The sequence below is a fragment of the Leucobacter tardus genome (assembly GCF_017583045.1).
Classification (GTDB): domain Bacteria; phylum Actinomycetota; class Actinomycetes; order Actinomycetales; family Microbacteriaceae; genus Leucobacter; species Leucobacter tardus.
Genome location: NZ_JAGFBF010000001.1, coordinates 321,722 through 340,685 on the forward strand (window position 1 = coordinate 321,722; position 18,964 = coordinate 340,685).

Here is an 18,964-nt window from a genome sequence, read left to right on the forward strand (position 1 = left end):
GGCGCGCACTCCATCCGCACACAACGAAGCGGCCCGGATCCTGAGATCCGGGCCGCTTGTTCGTCTCGTGCGCGAGGGGGGACTTGAACCCCCACGCCCTTGCGGGCACTGGCACCTGAAGCCAGCGCGTCTGCCAATTCCGCCACTCGCGCGAGTCGTGTGCACGGCATCGATGTCGTGACAACCCCATCACTCTAGCAGGTAGTGGGGTCGCGAATCCAATTCGATGCGTGGCGGGAAGCGGCTCGTCGATGGGTCATGACGCGGCTCTCCGGCCACGACACCGCGCCGCAGAAGCGCAACGAACCCATCCCGATTTGAGCGCTCACTTGGGTGTTGCCAATCGGTACCGGGTAGCATTCAACACGAGCCGGGTCGTCGGCTCCCGTGCGGCGTGCCGTGCAGGCGGTCATCGGAAGTCAGGAACACAGAGAGGGGGTCGCGGCCCATGGGCATTCTCGACAATGTCGAACGCGGCCTCGAGCGCGCCGTGAACGGTGCGTTCGCCCGGACCTTCCGCTCCGGTGTGCAACCGGTCGAGATCGCTTCCGCATTGAAGCGCGAACTCGATATCGGCGCCGTGATCGTGGACCGCGACCGCGTGCTCGCACCGAACCGCTTCCTCGTGCGCGTCTCGATGGCCGACTTCGAGCGTCTCACGAGTCTGGGCGACACACTCGAGCGCGAGCTCGTGGGCGTCGTCAACAAGCACGTGAAACGACAGGGCTACCAGCTCGCCGGTGACGCCGACGTCGAGGTGCGACCCGATGACGCTCTCACCAAGGGCGTGCTCGAGGTCGATGCGACTCGCGTCGACGGGGCCGTGGGCTGGACACCGATGCTCGTCATCGACGGCGCGGTGCGGCACCCGCTGCGACGCGGCTCGAACATCGTGGGCCGCGGCAGCGACGCGGCGATCCGCATCACCGACTCCGCGGCGTCGCGTCAGCACCTCGATGTGCTCTGGGACGGTCAGGCCGGTCTCGCTCGCGACCTCGGCTCCACCAACGGATCCAAGATCAACGGCGAGCGATTCCGCGAAGCGGCCCTCGCTCCCGATACCACCATCACGATCGGCCAGACCTCACTGCGATTCGAACTGGTCCCGTCGCGCACCGACGCCCCTGCGCAGCAGCAGCGGTCGTCGAGCGGCGGTGCCTCGCAGTCCGCACGCGGCTCGCGTGCGGAGTCGGGGACAGGGGCCGGTATCGAGCAGGACTTCTGGAGGGGCCTGTGAGCGAACTGACCTTGATGATCTTGCGCATCGGCTTCTTGCTGCTGCTCTGGTTCTTCATCTTCGCGATCGTCTACGCGCTGCGCAGTGACCTGTTCGGCACTCCCGTCCGCCGCATGCGGGGCGAAGAAGCCACCAACCGAGCCGCGAGCGGAGCGGCCGCAGCCGCAATGGCGCCCGCACCGGCCCCCGTCGCCTCACCAGCACCCAACGACGCGCCTACCGCGATGGTCTCTCCGCCGCGAGCGCCCTCCGGCCCGACGGGCCCGGCCAGGTATCTCGTGATCACCGGCGGCAAGGCCGCCGGCACGTCCATCGGCCTCGATGACGACATCGTCACCGTGGGACGCAGCGCCGACTCGACGCTCGTCATCGTCGACGAGTACACGTCGACGTATCACGCGCAGCTCAAGCGCTCCGGGGACCGCTGGACCATCACCGATCTCGACTCGACCAACGGCACGAAGGTCTCGGGCAACCGCATCACGTCCCCCATGCAGCTGCCCATGTTCACGCCGGTCACCATCGGCACGACGACCTTCGAGCTGAGGCCGTCGCCGTGACGATCGGTTTCGCGAGCGCGATCGGCTCCCATGTCGGCATGGTGCGGTCGAACAACCAGGACTCCGGCTTCGCCGGCGACCGCTTGTTCCTCGTCGCCGACGGCATGGGGGGCCACGCCGGCGGTGACGTCGCATCCGCGCTCACGACGAAGACCATGGCCGACATCGAGGGCCAACCGACCGGCGACGCCGTCGAGAGCGCCCGCGCACTGAAGGCCGGGCTGCTCGACGCCAACCGCATGCTGCGCTCGACGGTCAAGGATCGCCCCGAGCTCGCCGGCATGGGCACCACGTTCACCGGTTTCCTGACGGTGGGCGACCAGCTCTCACTCGCTCACATCGGCGATTCGCGCCTCTACCTGCTGCGCAACGGCAAGATGCGCCAGGTCACCCGGGACCACACCTTCGTGCAGCGCCTCGTCGACAGCGGCCGCATCACCGAAGAAGAGGCGAAGACCCACCCCCGCCGTTCGGTCCTCATGCGCGTGCTCGGCGACGTCGATTCCTCGCCCGAGATCGACACCGAAGTGCTCGACTCCCAGGTCGGCGATGTCTGGCTGCTCTGCTCCGACGGCCTCTGCGGATACGTCGACGAGCCCGACATCGAGAAGATCCTGCGCCGCCGGACCACCCTCGAGGGCGCCGTCGAGAACCTCATCGACAAGAGCCTCGCGGCCGGGGCGCCAGACAACGTCACCGTCGTGCTGGTCGAGGCGATCCCCGCTCCCATCGAGCCGGATCAGCTTCCCGGGCCCCGCTTCGCCGGTTCCGCGGCCTCCGACATCCCCGGAGGCGAGCACGTCAGCACCGCGCGGAATCGGCTGCTCGGCCGCCGTCGGCCGCCGCGCCGCGTGCAGCCCGTCGAAGAAAGCCACTTCGAACCGCGCGTCGACGAGTACCTCGCCGAGCTCATCGCCGAGACCCGTCGACGCAATTGGCGCAGGCGCGTGCTCTGGCTCGTGGGCGTCATCGCGGTGCTCGCGACGATCGCGGGCGCGCTGTTCCTCGGGTACCAGTGGACGCAGACCCGATACTTCGTCGGCACCGATGGCAACTCCGTCGTCATCTACCAGGGCGTGCAGCAGAGCATCGGGTCGCTCGACCTGCACTCGGTCGCCGAGGACACCGATATTCCGATCGACGCCCTCGACGGCAACGAGCGTCGTCAGATCGAGCGCACGCTCAGCGCGAGCTCGCTCGAGGAAGCCCGAGACATCGTGACGCGATTGGGGGTGCACGAAGATGACGAGTGATGCCAACACGTACGAGCGCGTGCGCACCAGCGAGACGGTGCTGCAGCGCATCACGGCGATCCGAGCACCTCGCCTGCTCCGCGGACTCGAACTCGCGCTGACCGTGTTCGCGGCCGTCGTCGGCATCGCCGCGGTCGTGATCATCGACTTCACCGTCAACGGCGAGCTGTCGATGGTACTCGTGCCGACTGGTGCGGCATTCCTCATCGCCGTCGCCGCGCTCCACATCGTGGTTCGTCGGACCGCACCCGATGCCGACCCGCTCATCATGCCCGTCGCGGTCATGCTGAACCTGCTCGGCACCGCGCAGATCTACCGCATCGATCTCGCCACCGAAGAGGCGGTCACGATGGGATCGGTCTCGGCGCGGCAGCTGCTGTGGTCGACGATCGCGGTCGTCGTCGCGATCGTGGTGCTCCTCGTCATCAAGAACCACCTGGTGCTCTTCCGGTACACCTACCTGCTCGGGCTCTCGGGCTTGCTGCTGCTCCTCTTGCCGATGCTCCCGGGTATCGGGCAGGAGATCAACGGCGCACGCGTCTGGATCCACGTGGGCGGCTTCTCCTTCCAGCCGGGCGAGGTCGCGAAGATCATGCTCGCGATCTTCTTCGCGGGGTATCTGGTGCGCAATCGCGAGGCCCTGGCGATGGTCGGCAAGAAGGTGCTCGGCATCCGCTTCCCGCGCGGGCGCGACCTCGGTCCGCTGCTCGTCTTCTGGCTGCTCGCGATGTCGGTGCTCGTCTTCCAGCGCGACCTCGGCACCTCGCTCCTGTACTTCGGCCTGTTCCTGTCGATGCTGTACCTCGCGACCGGCCGCATCGGCTGGATCGTGCTCGGCGTCGGGCTGTTCCTGTTCGGCGGAATCCTGGCCAGCCAGACCCTCGCCTACGTCGGCAACCGCTTCGCGAACTGGCTCGACCCCTTCGCCGACCCGCTCGGCGCGAGCTACCAGCTCGTGCAGGGTCTCTTCGGCATGGCGAACGGCGGCATGACGGGCACCGGACTCGGCCAGGGCTTCCCGCAGGACACCCCGCTCGCCCGCAGCGACTACATTTTCCCGAGCCTCGGTGAAGAGCTCGGTCTCATCGGTCTCTTCGTCGTGCTCGCCGCGTACCTGCTGCTCGTCAGCCGCGGCCTCCGCATCGGATTCGCCGGACAGGACGACTTCGGCAAGCTGCTCGCCGCCGGTCTGGCCTTCACCCTGGCCCTGCAGGTCTTCGTCGTGGTCGGCGGCGTCACGCGCGTGATCCCCCTGACCGGCCTCACCGCTCCGTTCCTCGCGGCGGGCGGGTCGTCGCTGGTGTCGAACTGGATCATCATCGCGCTCCTGCTCCGTCTCTCGAATGCGGTGCGCAACCGACCCAAGCTGGTGATCCGCGCATGAACAAGCAGCTCAAGTTCTTGACCCGGACCGTGTTCGGCATGTTCCTCGTGCTGTTCTTCGCCGTGACGATGATCCAGTTCGTCTCTGCCGATGAGCTGCGCAGCAACGAGCTCAACAATCGCACCGTGAAGAACAGCTACGACATCGAGCGAGGGTCGATCCTGGTCGATGGCAACCCGATCGCCTACTCGACCCCGACCGACGACGACTTCAAGTACCAGCGGCAGTACGAGAACGGCCCGCTGTGGGCGCCCATCACCGGATACTTCTCGAACACGCAGGGCCTCACCGGTATCGAGTCGGCGATGAACCAGGATCTCGCGGGCATCGGCGACGCGCAGTTCTTCTCGCGGTTCATGAACACCGTGTCGGGAGTCGAGCCGCAGGGCAGCTCGGTCGAGCTGACGATCGACTCGGCGGCTCAGGCCGCAGCCGCCGAGGGCATGGACGGGCTCGAGGGTGCCGTGGTGGCGCTCGAGCCGAAGACCGGCAAGGTGCTCGCGCTCGTCTCGACGCCGAGTTTCGATCCGAACCTCCTGTCATCGAACGACGATGCCGACATCATCACGAACTACCGGCAGTACGAGGAGGATCCGGCGCGCCCGCTCACCAACCGTGCGATCGGCGGCGACCTGTACCACCCGGGCTCGACCTACAAGCTGCTGACCGCGGCGGCGGCCATCGAGAACGGCGAAGCGACACCCAGCACCGAGTTCGCCAACCCGCGCACACTGCAGCTGCCGCAGTCATCGGCCGAGATGCAGAACTCGACGCGCGAGACCTGCGATTCGGGATCGAAGGTGAGCATGGAGCGCGCCCTCGTGCTGTCGTGCAACATCCCGTTCGCCGAACTCGCGATGAGCATGGACTCCGGCGACGTCCCCGCCATGGCGCGTGACTTCGGCTTCGGACAGGACGTCGAGATTCCGCTCAGCGTGACACCGAGCGATGCTCCCGAGCCCGATGGCCAGGCGCAGGTCGCGCTCTCCTCGATCGGTCAGCTCGACGTGCGCGCGACGCCGTTGCAGATGGCGATGGTCTCCGCCGGCATCGCGAACGGGGGGCAGGTCATGAACCCGCAGCTCGTCAATCAGGTGATCACGCCCGACCTCCGGGTCGAGCGCGACTTCTCGGCCGAGCAGTTCAGTCGCCCCATCTCGGAGAGCACGGCGAGTACGCTGACGGACATGATGACGAAGGTCGTCTCCGAGTCCGACGGTACCGGCCACCTCGCCGCGATCGACGGCGTCGACGTCGCCGGCAAAACGGGAACCGCCGAGAACGGCAAGGACGATGCGGGCGAGGATCTGCCCTACACGCTCTGGTTCACCGGATTCGCGCCTGCAGACGACCCGGAGGTGGCGGTGGCCGTCGTCATCGCCGACGGGGGCGGAGAAGCGTATGGATACGAGGGGAGTACGTACGAACTCCCCACGCAGATTGGGAAACAAGTCATGGAAGCGGTGTTGAGCGAATGAAACCAACGTCAGGAGTCACGTTCGGCGGGCGCTACGAGCTCAGCTCGAGGATCGCCGTCGGCGGCATGGGCGAGGTCTGGAAGGCCACGGACAGCATCATCGGTCGTACCGTCGCGATCAAGATCCTCAAAGACGAGTACATGGGTGACCCCGGCTTCCTCGAGCGTTTCCGCGCGGAGGCGCGTCACGCTGCGCTCGTCAACCATGAGGGCATCGCGAACGTCTTCGATTACGGCGAGGAGCAGGGTTCCGCCTACATCGTGATGGAGCTCGTGCCGGGCGAACCGCTCTCGGCCATCATCGAGCGCGAGGGTCGACTTCCCACCGACCAGGTGCTCGGCATCGTCGCGCAGACCGCGACGTCGCTGCAGGCCGCCCATGATGCCGGACTCGTACACCGCGACATCAAGCCGGGCAACCTGCTCATCACCCCCGAGGGGCGAGTCAAGATCACCGACTTCGGGATCGCGCGGATCGCCGACCAGGTACCGCTCACCGCGACCGGCCAGGTCATGGGAACCGTGCAGTACCTGGCGCCCGAGCAGGCGAGCGGCCACATCGCGACCCCCGCGACCGACATCTACTCGCTCGGTGTCGTCGCGTACGAGTGCCTCGCCGGCAAGCGCCCGTTCACGGGCGAGTCGCAGGTCGCCATCGCCATGGCGCAGATCAACGACACCCCGCCGGATCTGCCGAACGACATCGCTGCCCCGGTCCGCAACCTCGTCATGGCCTGCCTGGCGAAAGACGCGGACGGCCGGCCGCAGAGCGCCACGAAGCTCGCGCAAGCCGCTTCGGCGCTGCACCGGGACGACGTGCAGGCCGCTGCCGGCTTCGTGCCGCAGGTGCTCGGCGCCGGCGACGCCGCGACGATGATGATGCCGGCGACGACCGCCGGCGACGCCGCGACGACGGCGCTGCCGCGCACGCAGGCGTTCGCCGAGCAGGCGGGTCAGCCGCTGCTCGATGAAGATGGAAACCCCATCGACGAGCAGGCCGAGGGCGAGGTCGGCAAGAAGAAGAAGAACCCGTGGACCTGGCCGCTCATCACTCTGCTCATCCTGCTGCTCCTCATCGGCGGCGGCACCGCCATCGCGCTCTGGTCGGGCAACAACGATGAGCCCGAGCCCACGCAGACGAGTGAGACTCCGTCGCCCACACCGACCGAAACCGAGGCGACCACCGGCGTCGTCGACGAGAGCGAGTTGATCGGGACTCCGTACGAGCAGGCCGTCGGCCTCCTCGAGGGTCGCGGCTTCACCGACGTCCGCGTCCAGGAGGGTTCGCCCTCCGCCGACGGCGCCGGCCTCGTCACCCAGGTGAACCCCACCGGCCAGCAGGTCGGCCTCAACGAGCCCATCACTCTCACATATGCCGTGGGCTTCGGTGATCCGGCGGAGCCGGCAGCGGCCCGCGGCGCCTCCGAGATCGACGCCGGCGGTTCGACCGGACTGTCGCTCGACTCGAGCGTCTGCCCCACCGGCCTGAACGTGCAGGGGTACGACGTGACTGTGGAGGGCGACGGTTCGCTCAGCGGCGTGTCCGGATCCACAGCGAACATCAAGGCGAACACCCTCGACGCCGGTGCGAGCGATGGAACCATTACCGTCACGTATGTCGTCCAGTGCGCTGGATCGGGCGCCAGCCTGGAATCCCCGTCCTCATCGGAGACCAGCATCACCGTGAAGGCACCGGCACGCCCGGACCCCTCGCCGACGCCCCCCGGAGGTAACGACGACGATAACTAACGGAACGGTCACGGAGTCACGGAATACTTGGACCCGGGCAAGGTTCGCGTCGCGCGAGCCCGTAAACTAGGTCCAGCCCATGCACAGATTGAGGTGAACATGCCAGAGCCCACGGAAGCTGGTGAGCAGCGAATCCTCGCTGGTCGCTACGCGATTGGTGAGTTCGTCGGCCAGGGCGGCATGGCGACGGTGTATCGCGGCACGGACACGAAGCTCGGGCGCCAGGTCGCCATCAAGGTGATGAAGGCCAATCTGGCGGACGACGCCGACTTCCGTGAGCGTTTCCGGCAGGAGGCGCAGTCGGCGTCGCGCATGGCGCACCCGACCATCGTGCGCGTCTTCGACGCCGGCGACGACCTCATCCGCACCGCCGACGGCCCGCAGCGGCTCCCGTTCATCGTCATGGAGTACGTGGAGGGCACGAACCTCCGACAGCTCGCCTCGGAGCAGCGGCTCTCGCAGAGCGAAGCCTGCCGCATCACCGACTCCGTGCTCACGGCGCTCGAGTATTCGCACCGCGCCGGCATCGTCCACCGCGACATCAAGCCGGCCAACATCATGATTACGACCGACGGACAGGTCAAGGTGATGGACTTCGGCATCGCCCGCGCCGTCTCCGAGACGTCGTCGACGCTGCAGCAGACGACCGCGATCCTCGGCACCGCAGCGTACTTCTCGCCCGAACAGGCGAAGGGCGACACCGTCGATGCGCGAACCGACCTCTACTCGACCGGCGTGCTGCTGTACGAGCTCCTCGCCGGAGCCGTGCCCTTCCAGGGCGACACCGCCGTTTCGGTCGCCTACCAGCATGTGAGTGAGCGCCCGACGCCGCCGAGCGAGCGCGACTCCGAGGTCACCGCCGAGCTCGACCGGGTCGTGCTGCACGCGATGCAGAAGGATCGCGCGCGACGGTTCCAGTCGGCCTCGGAGTTCCGCGACGCGCTCCGCCTCGCTGCTGAGGGGACGATGCCCAAGCTCGCCGCCGATCACGGCGGCGACGGCGACACCGTCCTTTTCTCCGGCGGCGAAGAGGTCTCCGAATCCGACCTCGCGCTGCGCCAGCTCGCCGAGAGCGGCGGCGGATCGCGGACCCAGAGTCGCCCACCGGTCATGTGGACGTGGGCGGCGATCCTCACGGTCGGCGCCGTGATCGTCGCGGTGGTGTTCTGGCTCGTCACACTGTCTCCCTATCAGGTGTTCCCCGAAGACTCGCGCGAGGTTCCCGACCTCGCCGGCATCGAACGCGAAGCCGCGGTCGAGACGCTCGAGGGAATGGGCCTCGTGCCGATCCCCGTCGAGCGCGCCAACGAGGACGTCGCCGCCGAGCACATCATCGAGACCGACCCCGAGGTGGGTGCGAACCTCTCCGAGGGCGACACGATCACGATCTACGTCTCCACCGGGCCGGCGACCGCGGAGATCCCCGAGACGGAGAGCATGTCCGTCGAGGACTACACGACCGAGATCGAAGGTCTCGGTCTGGTGGTCGGGCAGGTCAACACCGAGAACGATCCCGTGGCACCGAAAGGGCGCGTGATGAGCGTTTCGCCCGAGGTCGGCACGTCGGTCGAGTCGGACACCGTCGTCACGCTCACCGTGTCGAGCGGCAACGTGCAGGTGCCCGACGTCAAGGGCCAGTCCCTCACGGCAGCCCAGTCGCAGCTCGAGAGTCTCTCGCTCGATCTGAAGATCGTGCCGAACGACGAGTGCGATCAGGCGAACAACCTGCCTATCGTCGAACAGAGCGCGGTCGGCGATCAGCCGCAGGGCACCGAGGTCTCCCTCACCTACTGCTCGGGCTGACCTCAGTCGGCGCTGCGCGTGAGCAGCGGCGAGAGCGTCGCTGCGATCTCGGCCGCGTTCGGTGAGCCGGCGACCCCGAGCCAGTTGCCGAGCTGCACGTAGCCGCCCTCGGTCAGCACGGACTCGGGGTGGTACTGCACCCCGAAGATCGGCAGCTCGCGGTGCCGGAGCCCCATGACGACTCCGCCATCGGTCTCGGCCGTGATGGTGAGCGACTCGGGCACCGTGTTCCGCACGACGGCGAGCGAGTGGTAGCGGGTCGCCGTGAACTGCTCGGCGACACCCCGAAAGAGCAGATCGTGGTGGTGCGTGACCACGGACGTCTTGCCGTGCATGAGCTCCTCGGCGTGCGTCACCGTGCCGCCGAGCGTCTCGGCGATGGCCTGGTGACCGAGGCAGACCCCGAGCAGGGGGATGCCGGTGCGCAGCGCGATCTCGACCATCGGGATCGAGACCCCGGCATCGACCGGGGCACCGGGACCGGGCGAGAGGAGCACCCCGTCGAACTCGTGCGCGAGCGCCTCGAGCTCGCCCACGCTCACCGCATCGTTCCGGATCACGCGCGTCTCGGCGCCGAGCTGCTGCAGGTAGCCGTTCAGCGTGTAGACGAAGCTGTCGTAGTTGTCGATGACCAGGATGCGCGTCATTGGTTGATCGTCACCTCGGGTTCAGGGAGCAGTTGAGACACCCACGGATAGATATAGAAGATCATCGCATACACGAGCGCGGCGAGCGCCACGAGCAGCACGATCAACCGCAGCCACACGGGCCCGGGGAAGAAACGCCACAGCAGGGAGAACACCCGATCACACTCCGTCCACGTTGGGGTTCTGCTCGGCGAGCTCCGCCGGCGGGCCCTCGCTCAGCGGCTGGAAGTCCTCCAGCACCGCGTACGCGATCGCGCGCTCCTCGCTGCCGGCCCACTTCGGGTGGCAGGTCGTGAGCGTGAGGATCTGGTCCTCACCCGGCGTCCCGTCGAGACGCGGGAACGGATTCGTCACATCGAACGCGTCGGGCAGGACGTACTCGAGATCGCGGAAGCGGTAGGTGTACCAGCCCTTCGGCGTCTCGATGAACATGCCGTCGCCGATCCTGAGGTTCATCACCTCGCGGAACGGTGCGATGATCGGTCCGTTGCGGTGCGCCGCGATCGCGAAGTTGCCCGGTTCGCCCGGCATCTGCGTCACGTCGTATTGGCCGATGCCGTGGTCGCCCGAATCGATGATGTACTGCTCGGTCGAGTAGGTGATGCGGTTCGAGAAGGTCTCGCCGAACGCCGGGACATAGAGGTTCGCGAAAACCTCACCCGGTTCGGGTCGATCCACCACCGGGATGCCGTCGGTCGAGGGCTGCTCACCCGTGTCTGCCGCCTCACGCCACCGATCGGACTCCTGGGCCGCCAGGTCGTTCTGCTGTCCCTGCACCACGAAGCCGGTGTACCAGGGCTGCCAGACCATGTAGCCGAGCACTCCGAGTCCGCACAGCAGCAGCAGCTCGCCGAACACCGTGAGCGGGCTCAGTCGTGCTCGCCTCCGCGAACGTCGACGGCCATGCCGGGCGGGCCGCGCAGACTCAGTCATACCGCTTATTCTAGGCCTGCTCTCTGAGTCGGATCGGAGTTGACGGTAGACTCGGGGGCATGGCAGCAGCTGGAAAAGACGTGAGCAAGCGCAAGTCGGCGGAGACCGAACGCAGCAAGGCCGAGGTCGCGGCGGCCCGAAAGGACACCCCGAACCCCGTGTGGTTCAAGCCGGTGATGTTCGGGTTCATGCTCCTCGGCCTGATCTGGATCGTGGTGTACTACATCACCAGCGCATCGGCGATGCCACTGCCGATCCCGCAGCTCGGTCAGGCGAACATCTTCATCGGATTCGGCCTGATTCTCGTCGGCTTCCTGATGACGCCGTGGTGGAAATAACCGCCGACTGAGCGAAATCACACGGGTGTAATTCTTCCCCAGCTGGGAATAACCCTGTGGATAACTTCGCGGGCGACCGGGAACGGAAGGGACGCGAGGTCAGGCGGACGGCAACGGCAGTGCCACGAAGTAGGCACATGACAGTGCGACGAGCACGACCCCGAGTCCGACGGTCGCCGCGATGCGCATTCCGCGTTTGCGCGGCCCCCGCAGCACGACCATCAGCTGCATCGTCAGCGCACCGACGATCAGGCCGCCGAGGTGCGCCTGCCACGAGATCGAGCTGCCGGGGATCAGGCCGATCACGAAGTTGATCGTGATGAGCACCGCAAGGGACGTGATATTCACATTGGCGGCGCGGAATGCGACGAGCGTCGCCGCCAGGACCCCGAAGATCGCACCCGATGCGCCCACCGTCGGCGTCATGAGCGACGCGGGATCGACGTATGCCCAGAACATGACTCCCAGCGCGCCGCCGACACCGGCGAAGACGTAGAGCACGGCGAACTGCAGGCGCCCGATCATGTGCTCGAGATTCCGCCCGAACAGCCACAGGGCGATCATGTTGAACAGGATGTGGAAGAAGAAGCTCGGCGAGTGCGTGAACATCACCGTCAGCATGCGCCACGGTTCGAAGCTCGTGCTCCCGGCTCCCGCGAGGTCGGACGGCAGTGAGTAGAAGGGGGCGTACCACAGGGTCTGCGTCACGGAGTCGCTGAACAACTGCCCCACGAACACGAGGGCGCAGAGGATCATGATGCCGTACGTGACGATCGGGGTATCCGTGTTCGAGGCCCGACGGCTCATGACGCGCGCGGATCGCCCCACGCGCTGTGCAGCGCCCGGGCGCGTGGCACGCACGCACTCCGGGCACAGCACGCCGACCGCTGACGCGGTCTGGCAGTCCGAGCAGATCGTCCGACCGCAGCGCTGGCACAGTGTGAAACTCTGCACACCGGGGTGCCGGTAACACACGTCCTCAGCACCGTACTCGGCGCGCTCGCCGAACTGCGGGGTCGATCCGCCCGAACTCACCTGACTTACGCCTCGGTGACGGTGACGCTCTCGATCACCACGTCGTCGACGGGACGATCCTGCGCACCGGTCTGCACGGCCGAGATGGCGTCGACGACGGCCTTCGATGCATCGTCGGCCACCGCACCGAAGATGGTGTGCTTGCCGTTCAGCCAGTCGGGCGACGTCGTCGTGATGAAGAACTGCGAACCGTTGGTGCCCGCGAGGCGGCCGGTGAGATCGGGGCGCTTGCCCGCGTTCGCCATGGCCAGCTGGTACGGCTGGTTGAAGACGAGCTCGGGGTGGATCTCGTCGTCGAAGGTGTAACCGGGGCCACCCGTGCCGGTGCCGGTCGGGTCACCGCCCTGGATCATGAAGTTCGGGATGATGCGGTGGAAGATGACCCCGTCGTAGAAGCCCTTCCCGGCGAGATCGACGAAATTCTTCACCGTCTTCGGGGCGTGATCGCCGAAGAGGTTCAGCACGATATCGCCGTGATTGGTCTTGACCGTCGCTACAGAAGTGTGGTTGCTCATAGGCGCCAGTCTAGTTGCGCGCACTGACGAGACCCGTCGATCCCGCTGGGAATGCGCGTCAGATCGCGCATCGACTGTCGCTTCGGTGTAGCGTTGGGGATACGTGAGCCGAACGAAGGCGACCAGCTTCACACCGTATGGAGGATTCTGTGGCACTTTCACGCAAGCGCCGTCGCGAACTGCGCAAACTCCGGAGTCACGCCAACGACCTGCTCGACGCCCAGCGCGTAGTGCTCGGTCGGGCGGGCGACGTTCTCGGGGAGGCTGGTTCTCAGGCCCGCCACCTCAGCGATGAGCATCTCGCTCCTCGTGTCGATTCCGCCGCAGAGAATCTGCGGCCCTATGTCGAGACCGGTGTCGATTCCGCACGCCGTGCAGCGACCCGCGCCCGTCGCGTCACCGCTCCGATGGTGGCGGCAGCGCTGGTCAGCACGGTTCGCGCGCTCGACAAGCTCGAGAACCCCGACGCCGCGAAGCAGGTGCGCAAGTTCGGCGAGCGTACCGGCTACCTCAAGAAGTCGAAGGCGCGTCGCGCAGGCGGCGTCTTCGGCATCATCCTCGGGGCTGTCGCCGCCGTGGGTGTGGGCTACGCGCTCTGGCAGGCATTCCGGTCGGACGACGAGCTCTGGGTGTCGCCAGAGAACTGAGTCAGACCGTCGAACGGCGCGATCCCGGGTAATCGGGGTCGCGCCGTTCTTCTGTTCTGCGGCCCTATTTGCGCGGACGCGTGTTCGGGCTGCGTCGCCCGAGCCCCGCCATGCGCATGCCCGTCTGCACGAGCGACAGCGTACGCAAGCCGCGCACCTCTTTGAGCGGCACCCAGCGCGCCTCGTCCGACGACCCGCCGACCTCGTGTCGCAGCGGACCGTCCTTCACCGAGGCGCGGTAGATGATGCGGATGGTGTGCAGCTCGGGATCCCGACCGTCGGTGACCTCTTCGCGCACCATGACCCGGGAGTCGACGCCGAGCAGCTTGCCGACGCGAGCCTCGAGACCCGTCTCTTCCTGCACCTCGCGCACGACGGCGTCTTTCGGGTGCTCACCGGCTTCGAGCCCGCCTCCGGGCAGCGTCCACCCGTGCATGTGGCCGCGGCGCCAGTGGGTCAGCAGAATCTTCCCCCGGCGCTCGACGACCGCGTACGCGGCAACTCGGAGATCCATACCCCCGAGCCTAGCTTGCCGATGCTCGGGAGGGGTACGGCACCGCCTGCCAACCCATGACCCAGCGTTCGAGCCGTGCGTATGCCTCGTCGCGCGCACCTTTTCGCGAGAGGAAGATGTCGTGCAGGGCTCCGTCGATGCGCTCGACGGTGACCGAGGGCCCGAGTTTCAAGGACGCCCGTGCCACCTCGTCGACGTCGAGCACGGTGTCGACGCGGGTGAGGTTCTCCGACCAGCGCAGCGGCGCCTCCGAACGCGCGGACAGCAGGACGCAGACCGGCGTGTCCACCATCAGGCCGGCGCCGACCTCGGCGTGACCGGTGAGCACGGCGCGCAACCATCCAGGAGTGACCGCGTGCGATCGCTCCGGACGCCAATCGAGGTCGATGTCCATCGGATCGTCGGGATCCGCGGCCTCCCGGACCGCTCGCGAGTAGAACCCGGCGTCCAGCTGCGGCGCCTCTTTCATCGGCTGCAGACGCGCCCGCAGGTCCACGAACGGGGCGATGAGCTGCCGGATGCGCGCACTCAGTTGAAACTCGAGCCACGGACTGTTCAGTACGAGCGCATCGGCGACCCGAGGGTTCCGCGCGCTCCAGAGACTGAAGATCAGCCCTCCGGTCGAGTGACCCATGAGCAGGATCCTGCGCTCGCCCACGGCGCTGTCGCGCATGATCTGCAAGGACGCCTCGATCTCGGCGTCGTAATCCTCGAGGTGCTCGACGTAGCCGGCGGTCTGGTTGGGTCTCAGGCTCCGCCCGTACTTGCGCAGGTCGAGCGCGAAGAACCTGGCGCCGCGGTCGGTCCAGAACCGAGCGAGGCGTCGCTGGAAGAAGTAGTCCGACCACCCGTGGACGTAGAGCACATCGACGTTCTCAAGTGGGAGCGGACGGAGAAAGAACCGTGCGCCGACCGAACGGTGGCGCGGCAGCGCCCGGACGAGGGTCGCGACGAGCGGGCCCTCGTCATCCGCGCCGAGGTCGATCGTCCGCTGTTCGAATCCGTCGCCGAGCACATCCGGCTGCCACGCGTTCATACGGGTGGCGGGAGGATCGGACGCTGTTCGTAGAAGGTCTGCAGCACGACCGTGGTCCGCGTATTCACCGATGCGGCATGCCGGATGTCGCGGATGAGCGCCTCGAGCTCACGCGGGGATCCGACGCGGACGAACAGCATGTAGCTGGCCTCACCTGCGATGGAGTGGCACGCCTCGATCGCGGTGAGGTGCTCGAGCAGCTCAGGGGCGGTATCGGGCTGCGCCGGATCGAGCGGAGTGATCTCGATGAACGCCGAGAGCGGCTTGCCGACCGCTTCGGGATCGAGCACCGCGCGATACCCGGAGATGACGCCCGAATGCTCGAGGCGCTTCAAACGCGCTTGGACGGCAGAGGACGACAGTCCGATGCGCTCCGACAGCTGCGCGAGCGTCGCCCGCGGGTCGTTCGACACCGCTGCTGCGAGGCGCATGTCGACAGGATCATCCATGGTTGGGATCGTACCAGCAGCGCTGAGTCTCCTTGACGAGTCCGATGTGCGGAGTAAAATAACCTGTGTACTCCGGTTTGTACCGGATATTTTTCTGTTGCGACCCTGATCGGAGATGCTCATGTCCGCTTCTGCACCTGCTTCCGTCGACGTCACCCGCACCGTCGTCGACGCCGAGGGAAGGACCCTCGAGGTCGAGACCGTCGAGCGCAGCGCGCCCTGGCTCACGCTCAAGGAGTCTGCGACGGCACTGCAGGCGCTGCAGGCGAAGGACGGGTCGATTCCGGATCCCTCCGATCACGCCGCCGCGGCCGAGCACATCGACACGATCGTCGCCGCGATCGCGCACCTCGCACCGCTGTTCCCTCACGACGCCGCCTACCTCGACGCGCTCCCCCGCGACTTCGCCAACTGGGTCGATACCGGACTCGGCGTGCCCGACTTCCTCGATTCACTGGTCGCTTTTCAGCCGCAGGAGCACCGCGTCGACGGCATCCGTCACCTCGTGGTCTTCCCGATGTACACGCAGAACGGTTCGCCCGACCGGCACGTCGAGGCGCTCATCGTCGAGACCATCTGGCCCGAGTTCGTCGCCGCCCTCGAGGCGGGCGATTACGGGAACCGCCTGTTCGTCTCGCTGCGCCTCGTCGACTTCACATCCGGATACGACACGAACTCGGCGGTGCTCTTCCCGGAGACCGTCGCGATGCGCGAGATCCCGAGCTTCACCTGGGGCGCGATCTTCCAGGACCGCGAGGCAGCACGCTACCGCCGGGTCGTCCAGGCGGCGGCCGAGATCACCAAGCTCGAGCTGCCGGACGACGCCGCGGCCATGCTCGCCGACCAGCGCCTCACCGAGCAGACGTTCGTGATGTGGGACATCATTCACGACCGCACCCACATGCGCGGGGATCTCCCCTTCGATCCGTTCATGATCAAACAGCGCATGCCGTTCTTCCTCTACTCGCTCGAGGAGATGCGGTGCGACCTCACCGCGTTCCGGGAGTCCGTGAAGATCGAGCGCGCCCTCGCGGCTCGTGACGCTGCGGGCGAGGATCTCTCAGATGTCGAACGGCAGACGCTGATGACGGCGAAACTGGTGCAGTATGCAGTGATCTTCGATCGGATCTTCCGATTCGCCATCACGGGCGGACGCGTCCGCAACTACGACGGGCTCGGCGGGCAGCTGCTCTTCGCGTGGCTGCACCAGCGGCACGTGATCGAGTGGCGCGATGTCGAGCTCAGCTTCGATTGGGATCGCGTCGCGGACGCCGTCGTCGAGCTCGGCGACGCGATCGACGAACTCTACTGGAAGTCCATCGACCGACCGAAGACGGTGCACTGGCTCGAGGCCTACCGCCTCGTCTCGTCCGTCGTCACCCCGAATCCGGCGTCGGTCTGGGCGGAGGGACTGCCTCGTGAGGTGCTCGCGGGCCCCCCGAAGGGCTACACCGACCTCGTGATGGACGACGAGTTCCCGCTCTCCATGTTCTTCGAGGCGTTGAACAAGAAGATGGCCGATGTCATCGCGTCCACCGCCGGAATTCGAGCCACCGATGCCTGAGGCGCACACCTCGACCAGCGACCTCAGCGGTCGCACCGTGCTCATCGCCGGTGCGACCAGCGCCGCTGGCGATGCAGCCACCCGCGCACTGCTCGCAGCGGGGGCCGGCGTCATCGCCACCGGACGCGATGCGGCGAAACTCGCCCCACTCGCTGCGCTCGGCGCCCGCACCGAGACCATCGACCTGACCGACGAAGCAGCGGTGAACGCCCTGGCGGAACGCGTGCGGCACGACGGTCCGGTCGACGGCGTGCTGCACCTCGTGGGCGGTTGGCGCGGGGGCGGGGGGCTCGCCGGGCAGACTGAGGCCGACTACCGGGCTCTCGAGACGTCACTGACCGCGCTGCGCAACGTGACGCGTGCATTCGATGCCGCACTGCGCGCCTCCCCCGAGAGCCGGGTCGCGATCATCTCCTCCACTGCGGTCACGCGACCGCTCGCCGGCGGGGCGAACTACGCGGCGGTCAAGGCGGCGAGCGAGGCGTGGACCCGGGCCGTCGCGCACGGCTTCGCGAAGGCCGCGCGCGACGGCGACACCGCGCTGCACGCTGCCGCCACGATCTTCCGGGTGCGCGCGCTCGCCGGTCTGGAATTGCAGGTCGCCGACGCATTCGTGGCGCTGTGGGATGCCGACGCCTCAGCCGTGAACGATACGATGCTCGAGATCGCGCCCCACCCGACATCCGTCTGACCGTCCGACTGACAAGGAGCCCCATGCCCACGATCCACAACCCCGAGACCCGGGGGTTCGCCTCTGACAACTACTCGGGAATCCACCCCGAGGTGCTCACGGCGATCGGTGAAGCGAATGGGGGCCACCAGCCCGCGTACGGTGCGGATGCGTACACGGAACGGTTGCAGTCCGTGATCACCGAGCACTTCGGTGAGAACGCATCGGTGTGGCCCGTCTTCAACGGCACCGGTGCCAATGTGCTCGGCATGCTCGCCATGCTGCCGCGTTGGGGGGCCGTCATCTGCGCGGATACCGCGCACATTCACGCCGATGAGGGCGGAGCCCCCGAGAAGTCGGCGGGCATCAAGCTGCTTCCGGTCGCAACACCCGACGGCAAGCTCACCCCTGAGCTCATCGCGCAAGAGGCCTGGGGGTGGGGCGACGAGCACCGCGCGCAGCCGCTCGTCATCTACATCACCCAGTCCACCGAGCTCGGCACCGTGTACACCCCGGATGAGGTTCGCGCGATCACCGACTACGCGCACGAGCGCGGCATGCACGTGTTCATGGACGGAGCCCGTCTCGCCAACGCTGCGGCCGCCCTCAACCTCCCGCTGCGTGCGTTCACGACCGATGCCGGGGTCGACGCGCTCGCGCTCGGCGGCACGAAGAACGGCGCGATGGGGGCCGAGGCCGTCGTCGTCCTGAACGAGGCGGCAGCCTCCGGGCTCGTCTACCTGCGCAAGCACCAGATGCAGTTGGCCTCGAAGATGCGCTTCGTGTCGGCTCAGCTGCTCGCACTGCTCGATGGCGACCTGTTCATGCGCAACGCTCGTCACGCCAACGCGATGGCGCAGCGACTGCGATCCGGGATCGACCGCGACATCGCGTCGGGCGCACTTACCGGCGTCGCGTTCACGCAGCAGACGCAGGCCAATGCCATCTTCGCGACCCTGCCGGCCGGAGTCGCCGACCGCCTGCGCGAGAAGTTCCGGTTCTACGATTGGGACGCCGCGCAGGGCGAGGTGCGGTGGGTCTGCAGCTTCGACACCGCCGAGGCCGACGTCGACGCGTTCCTGGCCGCTCTGCGCGAGGAGTTGGCACCCACTTCGGTCCAGTAGACGGGCGCCACTCCCCCGACTTGCCTCTC

Annotated in this window: 20 protein-coding genes and 1 tRNA gene; 12 read left to right on the top strand and 9 right to left on the bottom strand. The window is 67.2% G+C overall.

Translation table 11 applies throughout. The features are described 5' to 3' along the window. Nucleotides 1-68: 68 nt before the first annotated feature. A tRNA-Leu gene (locus tag J4H85_RS01515) sits at nt 69-152 on the bottom strand. Between the two features lie 296 nt (nt 153-448). On the opposite strand from J4H85_RS01515, the gene J4H85_RS01520 reads away from it, so the two are divergent. The 7 genes from J4H85_RS01520 to pknB all read left to right on the top strand — a co-directional run bounded on the left by J4H85_RS01520 (nt 449) and on the right by pknB (nt 9,463). Next, nucleotides 449-1,237 (top strand): FHA domain-containing protein, encoded by a 789-nt coding sequence (locus tag J4H85_RS01520; RefSeq protein WP_208236224.1) that lies wholly within the window; start codon nt 449-451, stop codon nt 1,235-1,237. Further along, a complete protein-coding gene (locus J4H85_RS01525) occupies nt 1,234-1,797 on the top strand; it encodes an FHA domain-containing protein FhaB/FipA (RefSeq protein ID WP_208236226.1) in 564 nt (187 codons plus the stop codon). Before J4H85_RS01520 ends, J4H85_RS01525 begins: the two co-directional genes overlap by 4 nt. Further along, nucleotides 1,794-3,050, top strand: a complete 1,257-nt coding sequence (locus J4H85_RS01530) for a PP2C family protein-serine/threonine phosphatase (protein WP_208236229.1) — start codon at nt 1,794-1,796, stop codon at nt 3,048-3,050. The genes J4H85_RS01525 and J4H85_RS01530 overlap by 4 nt, the downstream gene beginning before the upstream one ends. Continuing rightward, nucleotides 3,040-4,434 carry an FtsW/RodA/SpoVE family cell cycle protein gene (locus J4H85_RS01535; protein ID WP_208236231.1) on the top strand — a complete coding sequence of 465 codons (1,395 nt, stop codon included), beginning with the start codon at nt 3,040-3,042 and terminating at the stop codon, nt 4,432-4,434. The genes J4H85_RS01530 and J4H85_RS01535 overlap by 11 nt, the downstream gene beginning before the upstream one ends. After that, complete coding sequence (locus tag J4H85_RS01540) at nt 4,431-5,912, top strand: peptidoglycan D,D-transpeptidase FtsI family protein (protein ID WP_208236233.1); 1,482 nt, start codon at nt 4,431-4,433, stop codon at nt 5,910-5,912. The genes J4H85_RS01535 and J4H85_RS01540 overlap by 4 nt, the downstream gene beginning before the upstream one ends. Further along, nucleotides 5,909-7,660, top strand: coding sequence for a serine/threonine-protein kinase (locus J4H85_RS01545; protein WP_208236235.1), 1,752 nt, complete (start codon nt 5,909-5,911; stop codon nt 7,658-7,660). Before J4H85_RS01540 ends, J4H85_RS01545 begins: the two co-directional genes overlap by 4 nt. A gap of 99 nt (nt 7,661-7,759) precedes the next feature. Further along, a complete protein-coding gene (gene pknB / locus J4H85_RS01550) occupies nt 7,760-9,463 on the top strand; it encodes a Stk1 family PASTA domain-containing Ser/Thr kinase (RefSeq protein ID WP_208236237.1) in 1,704 nt (567 codons plus the stop codon). 2 nt (nt 9,464-9,465) lie between these two features. Here the strand turns inward: pknB and J4H85_RS01555 are convergent, their stop codons facing one another. The 3 genes from J4H85_RS01555 to J4H85_RS01565 are packed head-to-tail and all read right to left on the bottom strand — an operon-like array spanning nt 9,466 to nt 11,043. Further along, nucleotides 9,466-10,110 (bottom strand): anthranilate synthase component II, encoded by a 645-nt coding sequence (locus J4H85_RS01555; RefSeq protein ID WP_208236239.1) that lies wholly within the window; start codon nt 10,108-10,110, stop codon nt 9,466-9,468. Further along, the gene (locus J4H85_RS01560; RefSeq protein ID WP_208236242.1) at nt 10,107-10,265 is read right to left on the bottom strand and encodes a hypothetical protein; all 159 of its coding nucleotides are present in this window, start codon (nt 10,263-10,265) and stop codon (nt 10,107-10,109) included. Before J4H85_RS01560 ends, J4H85_RS01555 begins: the two co-directional genes overlap by 4 nt. A 4-nt stretch (nt 10,266-10,269) precedes the next feature. Further along, nucleotides 10,270-11,043 (bottom strand): class E sortase, encoded by a 774-nt coding sequence (locus J4H85_RS01565; RefSeq protein ID WP_208236244.1) that lies wholly within the window; start codon nt 11,041-11,043, stop codon nt 10,270-10,272. Between the two features lie 59 nt (nt 11,044-11,102). On the opposite strand from J4H85_RS01565, the gene J4H85_RS01570 reads away from it, so the two are divergent. Further along, nucleotides 11,103-11,381: a cell division protein CrgA gene (locus J4H85_RS01570; RefSeq protein ID WP_208236246.1), complete on the top strand. Its 279-nt coding sequence runs from the start codon at nt 11,103-11,105 to the stop codon at nt 11,379-11,381. Nucleotides 11,382-11,480: 99 nt separating this feature from the next. Here the strand turns inward: J4H85_RS01570 and J4H85_RS01575 are convergent, their stop codons facing one another. Continuing rightward, nucleotides 11,481-12,416, bottom strand: coding sequence for a rhomboid family intramembrane serine protease (locus tag J4H85_RS01575; protein WP_208236248.1), 936 nt, complete (start codon nt 12,414-12,416; stop codon nt 11,481-11,483). Between the two features lie 5 nt (nt 12,417-12,421). After that, nucleotides 12,422-12,931, bottom strand: coding sequence for a peptidylprolyl isomerase (locus J4H85_RS01580; protein ID WP_208236250.1), 510 nt, complete (start codon nt 12,929-12,931; stop codon nt 12,422-12,424). A 149-nt stretch (nt 12,932-13,080) separates the two neighbouring features. On the opposite strand from J4H85_RS01580, the gene J4H85_RS01585 reads away from it, so the two are divergent. Next, nucleotides 13,081-13,578 (top strand): DNA/RNA helicase, encoded by a 498-nt coding sequence (locus J4H85_RS01585; RefSeq protein ID WP_208236252.1) that lies wholly within the window; start codon nt 13,081-13,083, stop codon nt 13,576-13,578. Nucleotides 13,579-13,642: 64 nt separating this feature from the next. On the opposite strand, the gene J4H85_RS01590 is transcribed toward J4H85_RS01585, so the two are convergent. From J4H85_RS01590 to J4H85_RS01600, 3 genes are read right to left on the bottom strand one after another with little or no spacing between them, the layout of a single operon-like run. Beyond that, a complete protein-coding gene (locus J4H85_RS01590) occupies nt 13,643-14,092 on the bottom strand; it encodes an NUDIX hydrolase (RefSeq protein ID WP_208236254.1) in 450 nt (149 codons plus the stop codon). A 10-nt stretch (nt 14,093-14,102) separates the two neighbouring features. Beyond that, nucleotides 14,103-15,128 (bottom strand): alpha/beta hydrolase, encoded by a 1,026-nt coding sequence (locus J4H85_RS01595; protein WP_208236256.1) that lies wholly within the window; start codon nt 15,126-15,128, stop codon nt 14,103-14,105. Further along, nucleotides 15,125-15,577, bottom strand: a complete 453-nt coding sequence (locus tag J4H85_RS01600; RefSeq protein WP_208236258.1) for an Lrp/AsnC family transcriptional regulator — start codon at nt 15,575-15,577, stop codon at nt 15,125-15,127. The genes J4H85_RS01595 and J4H85_RS01600 overlap by 4 nt, the downstream gene beginning before the upstream one ends. 121 nt (nt 15,578-15,698) lie before the next feature. Between J4H85_RS01600 and J4H85_RS01605 the strand changes: the two genes are divergently transcribed. Genes J4H85_RS01605 through J4H85_RS01615 form a run of 3 tightly spaced genes read left to right on the top strand, consistent with a single transcriptional unit; the run spans nt 15,699 to nt 18,935 of the window. Then, a complete protein-coding gene (locus tag J4H85_RS01605) occupies nt 15,699-17,141 on the top strand; it encodes a DUF6421 family protein (RefSeq protein WP_372440178.1) in 1,443 nt (480 codons plus the stop codon). After that, nucleotides 17,134-17,832 (top strand): SDR family NAD(P)-dependent oxidoreductase, encoded by a 699-nt coding sequence (locus tag J4H85_RS01610; RefSeq protein WP_208236262.1) that lies wholly within the window; start codon nt 17,134-17,136, stop codon nt 17,830-17,832. Before J4H85_RS01605 ends, J4H85_RS01610 begins: the two co-directional genes overlap by 8 nt. Nucleotides 17,833-17,855: 23 nt before the next feature. Further along, nucleotides 17,856-18,935: a threonine aldolase family protein gene (locus J4H85_RS01615; protein ID WP_208236264.1), complete on the top strand. Its 1,080-nt coding sequence runs from the start codon at nt 17,856-17,858 to the stop codon at nt 18,933-18,935. The last annotated feature ends 29 nt before the right edge of the window (nt 18,936-18,964 follow it).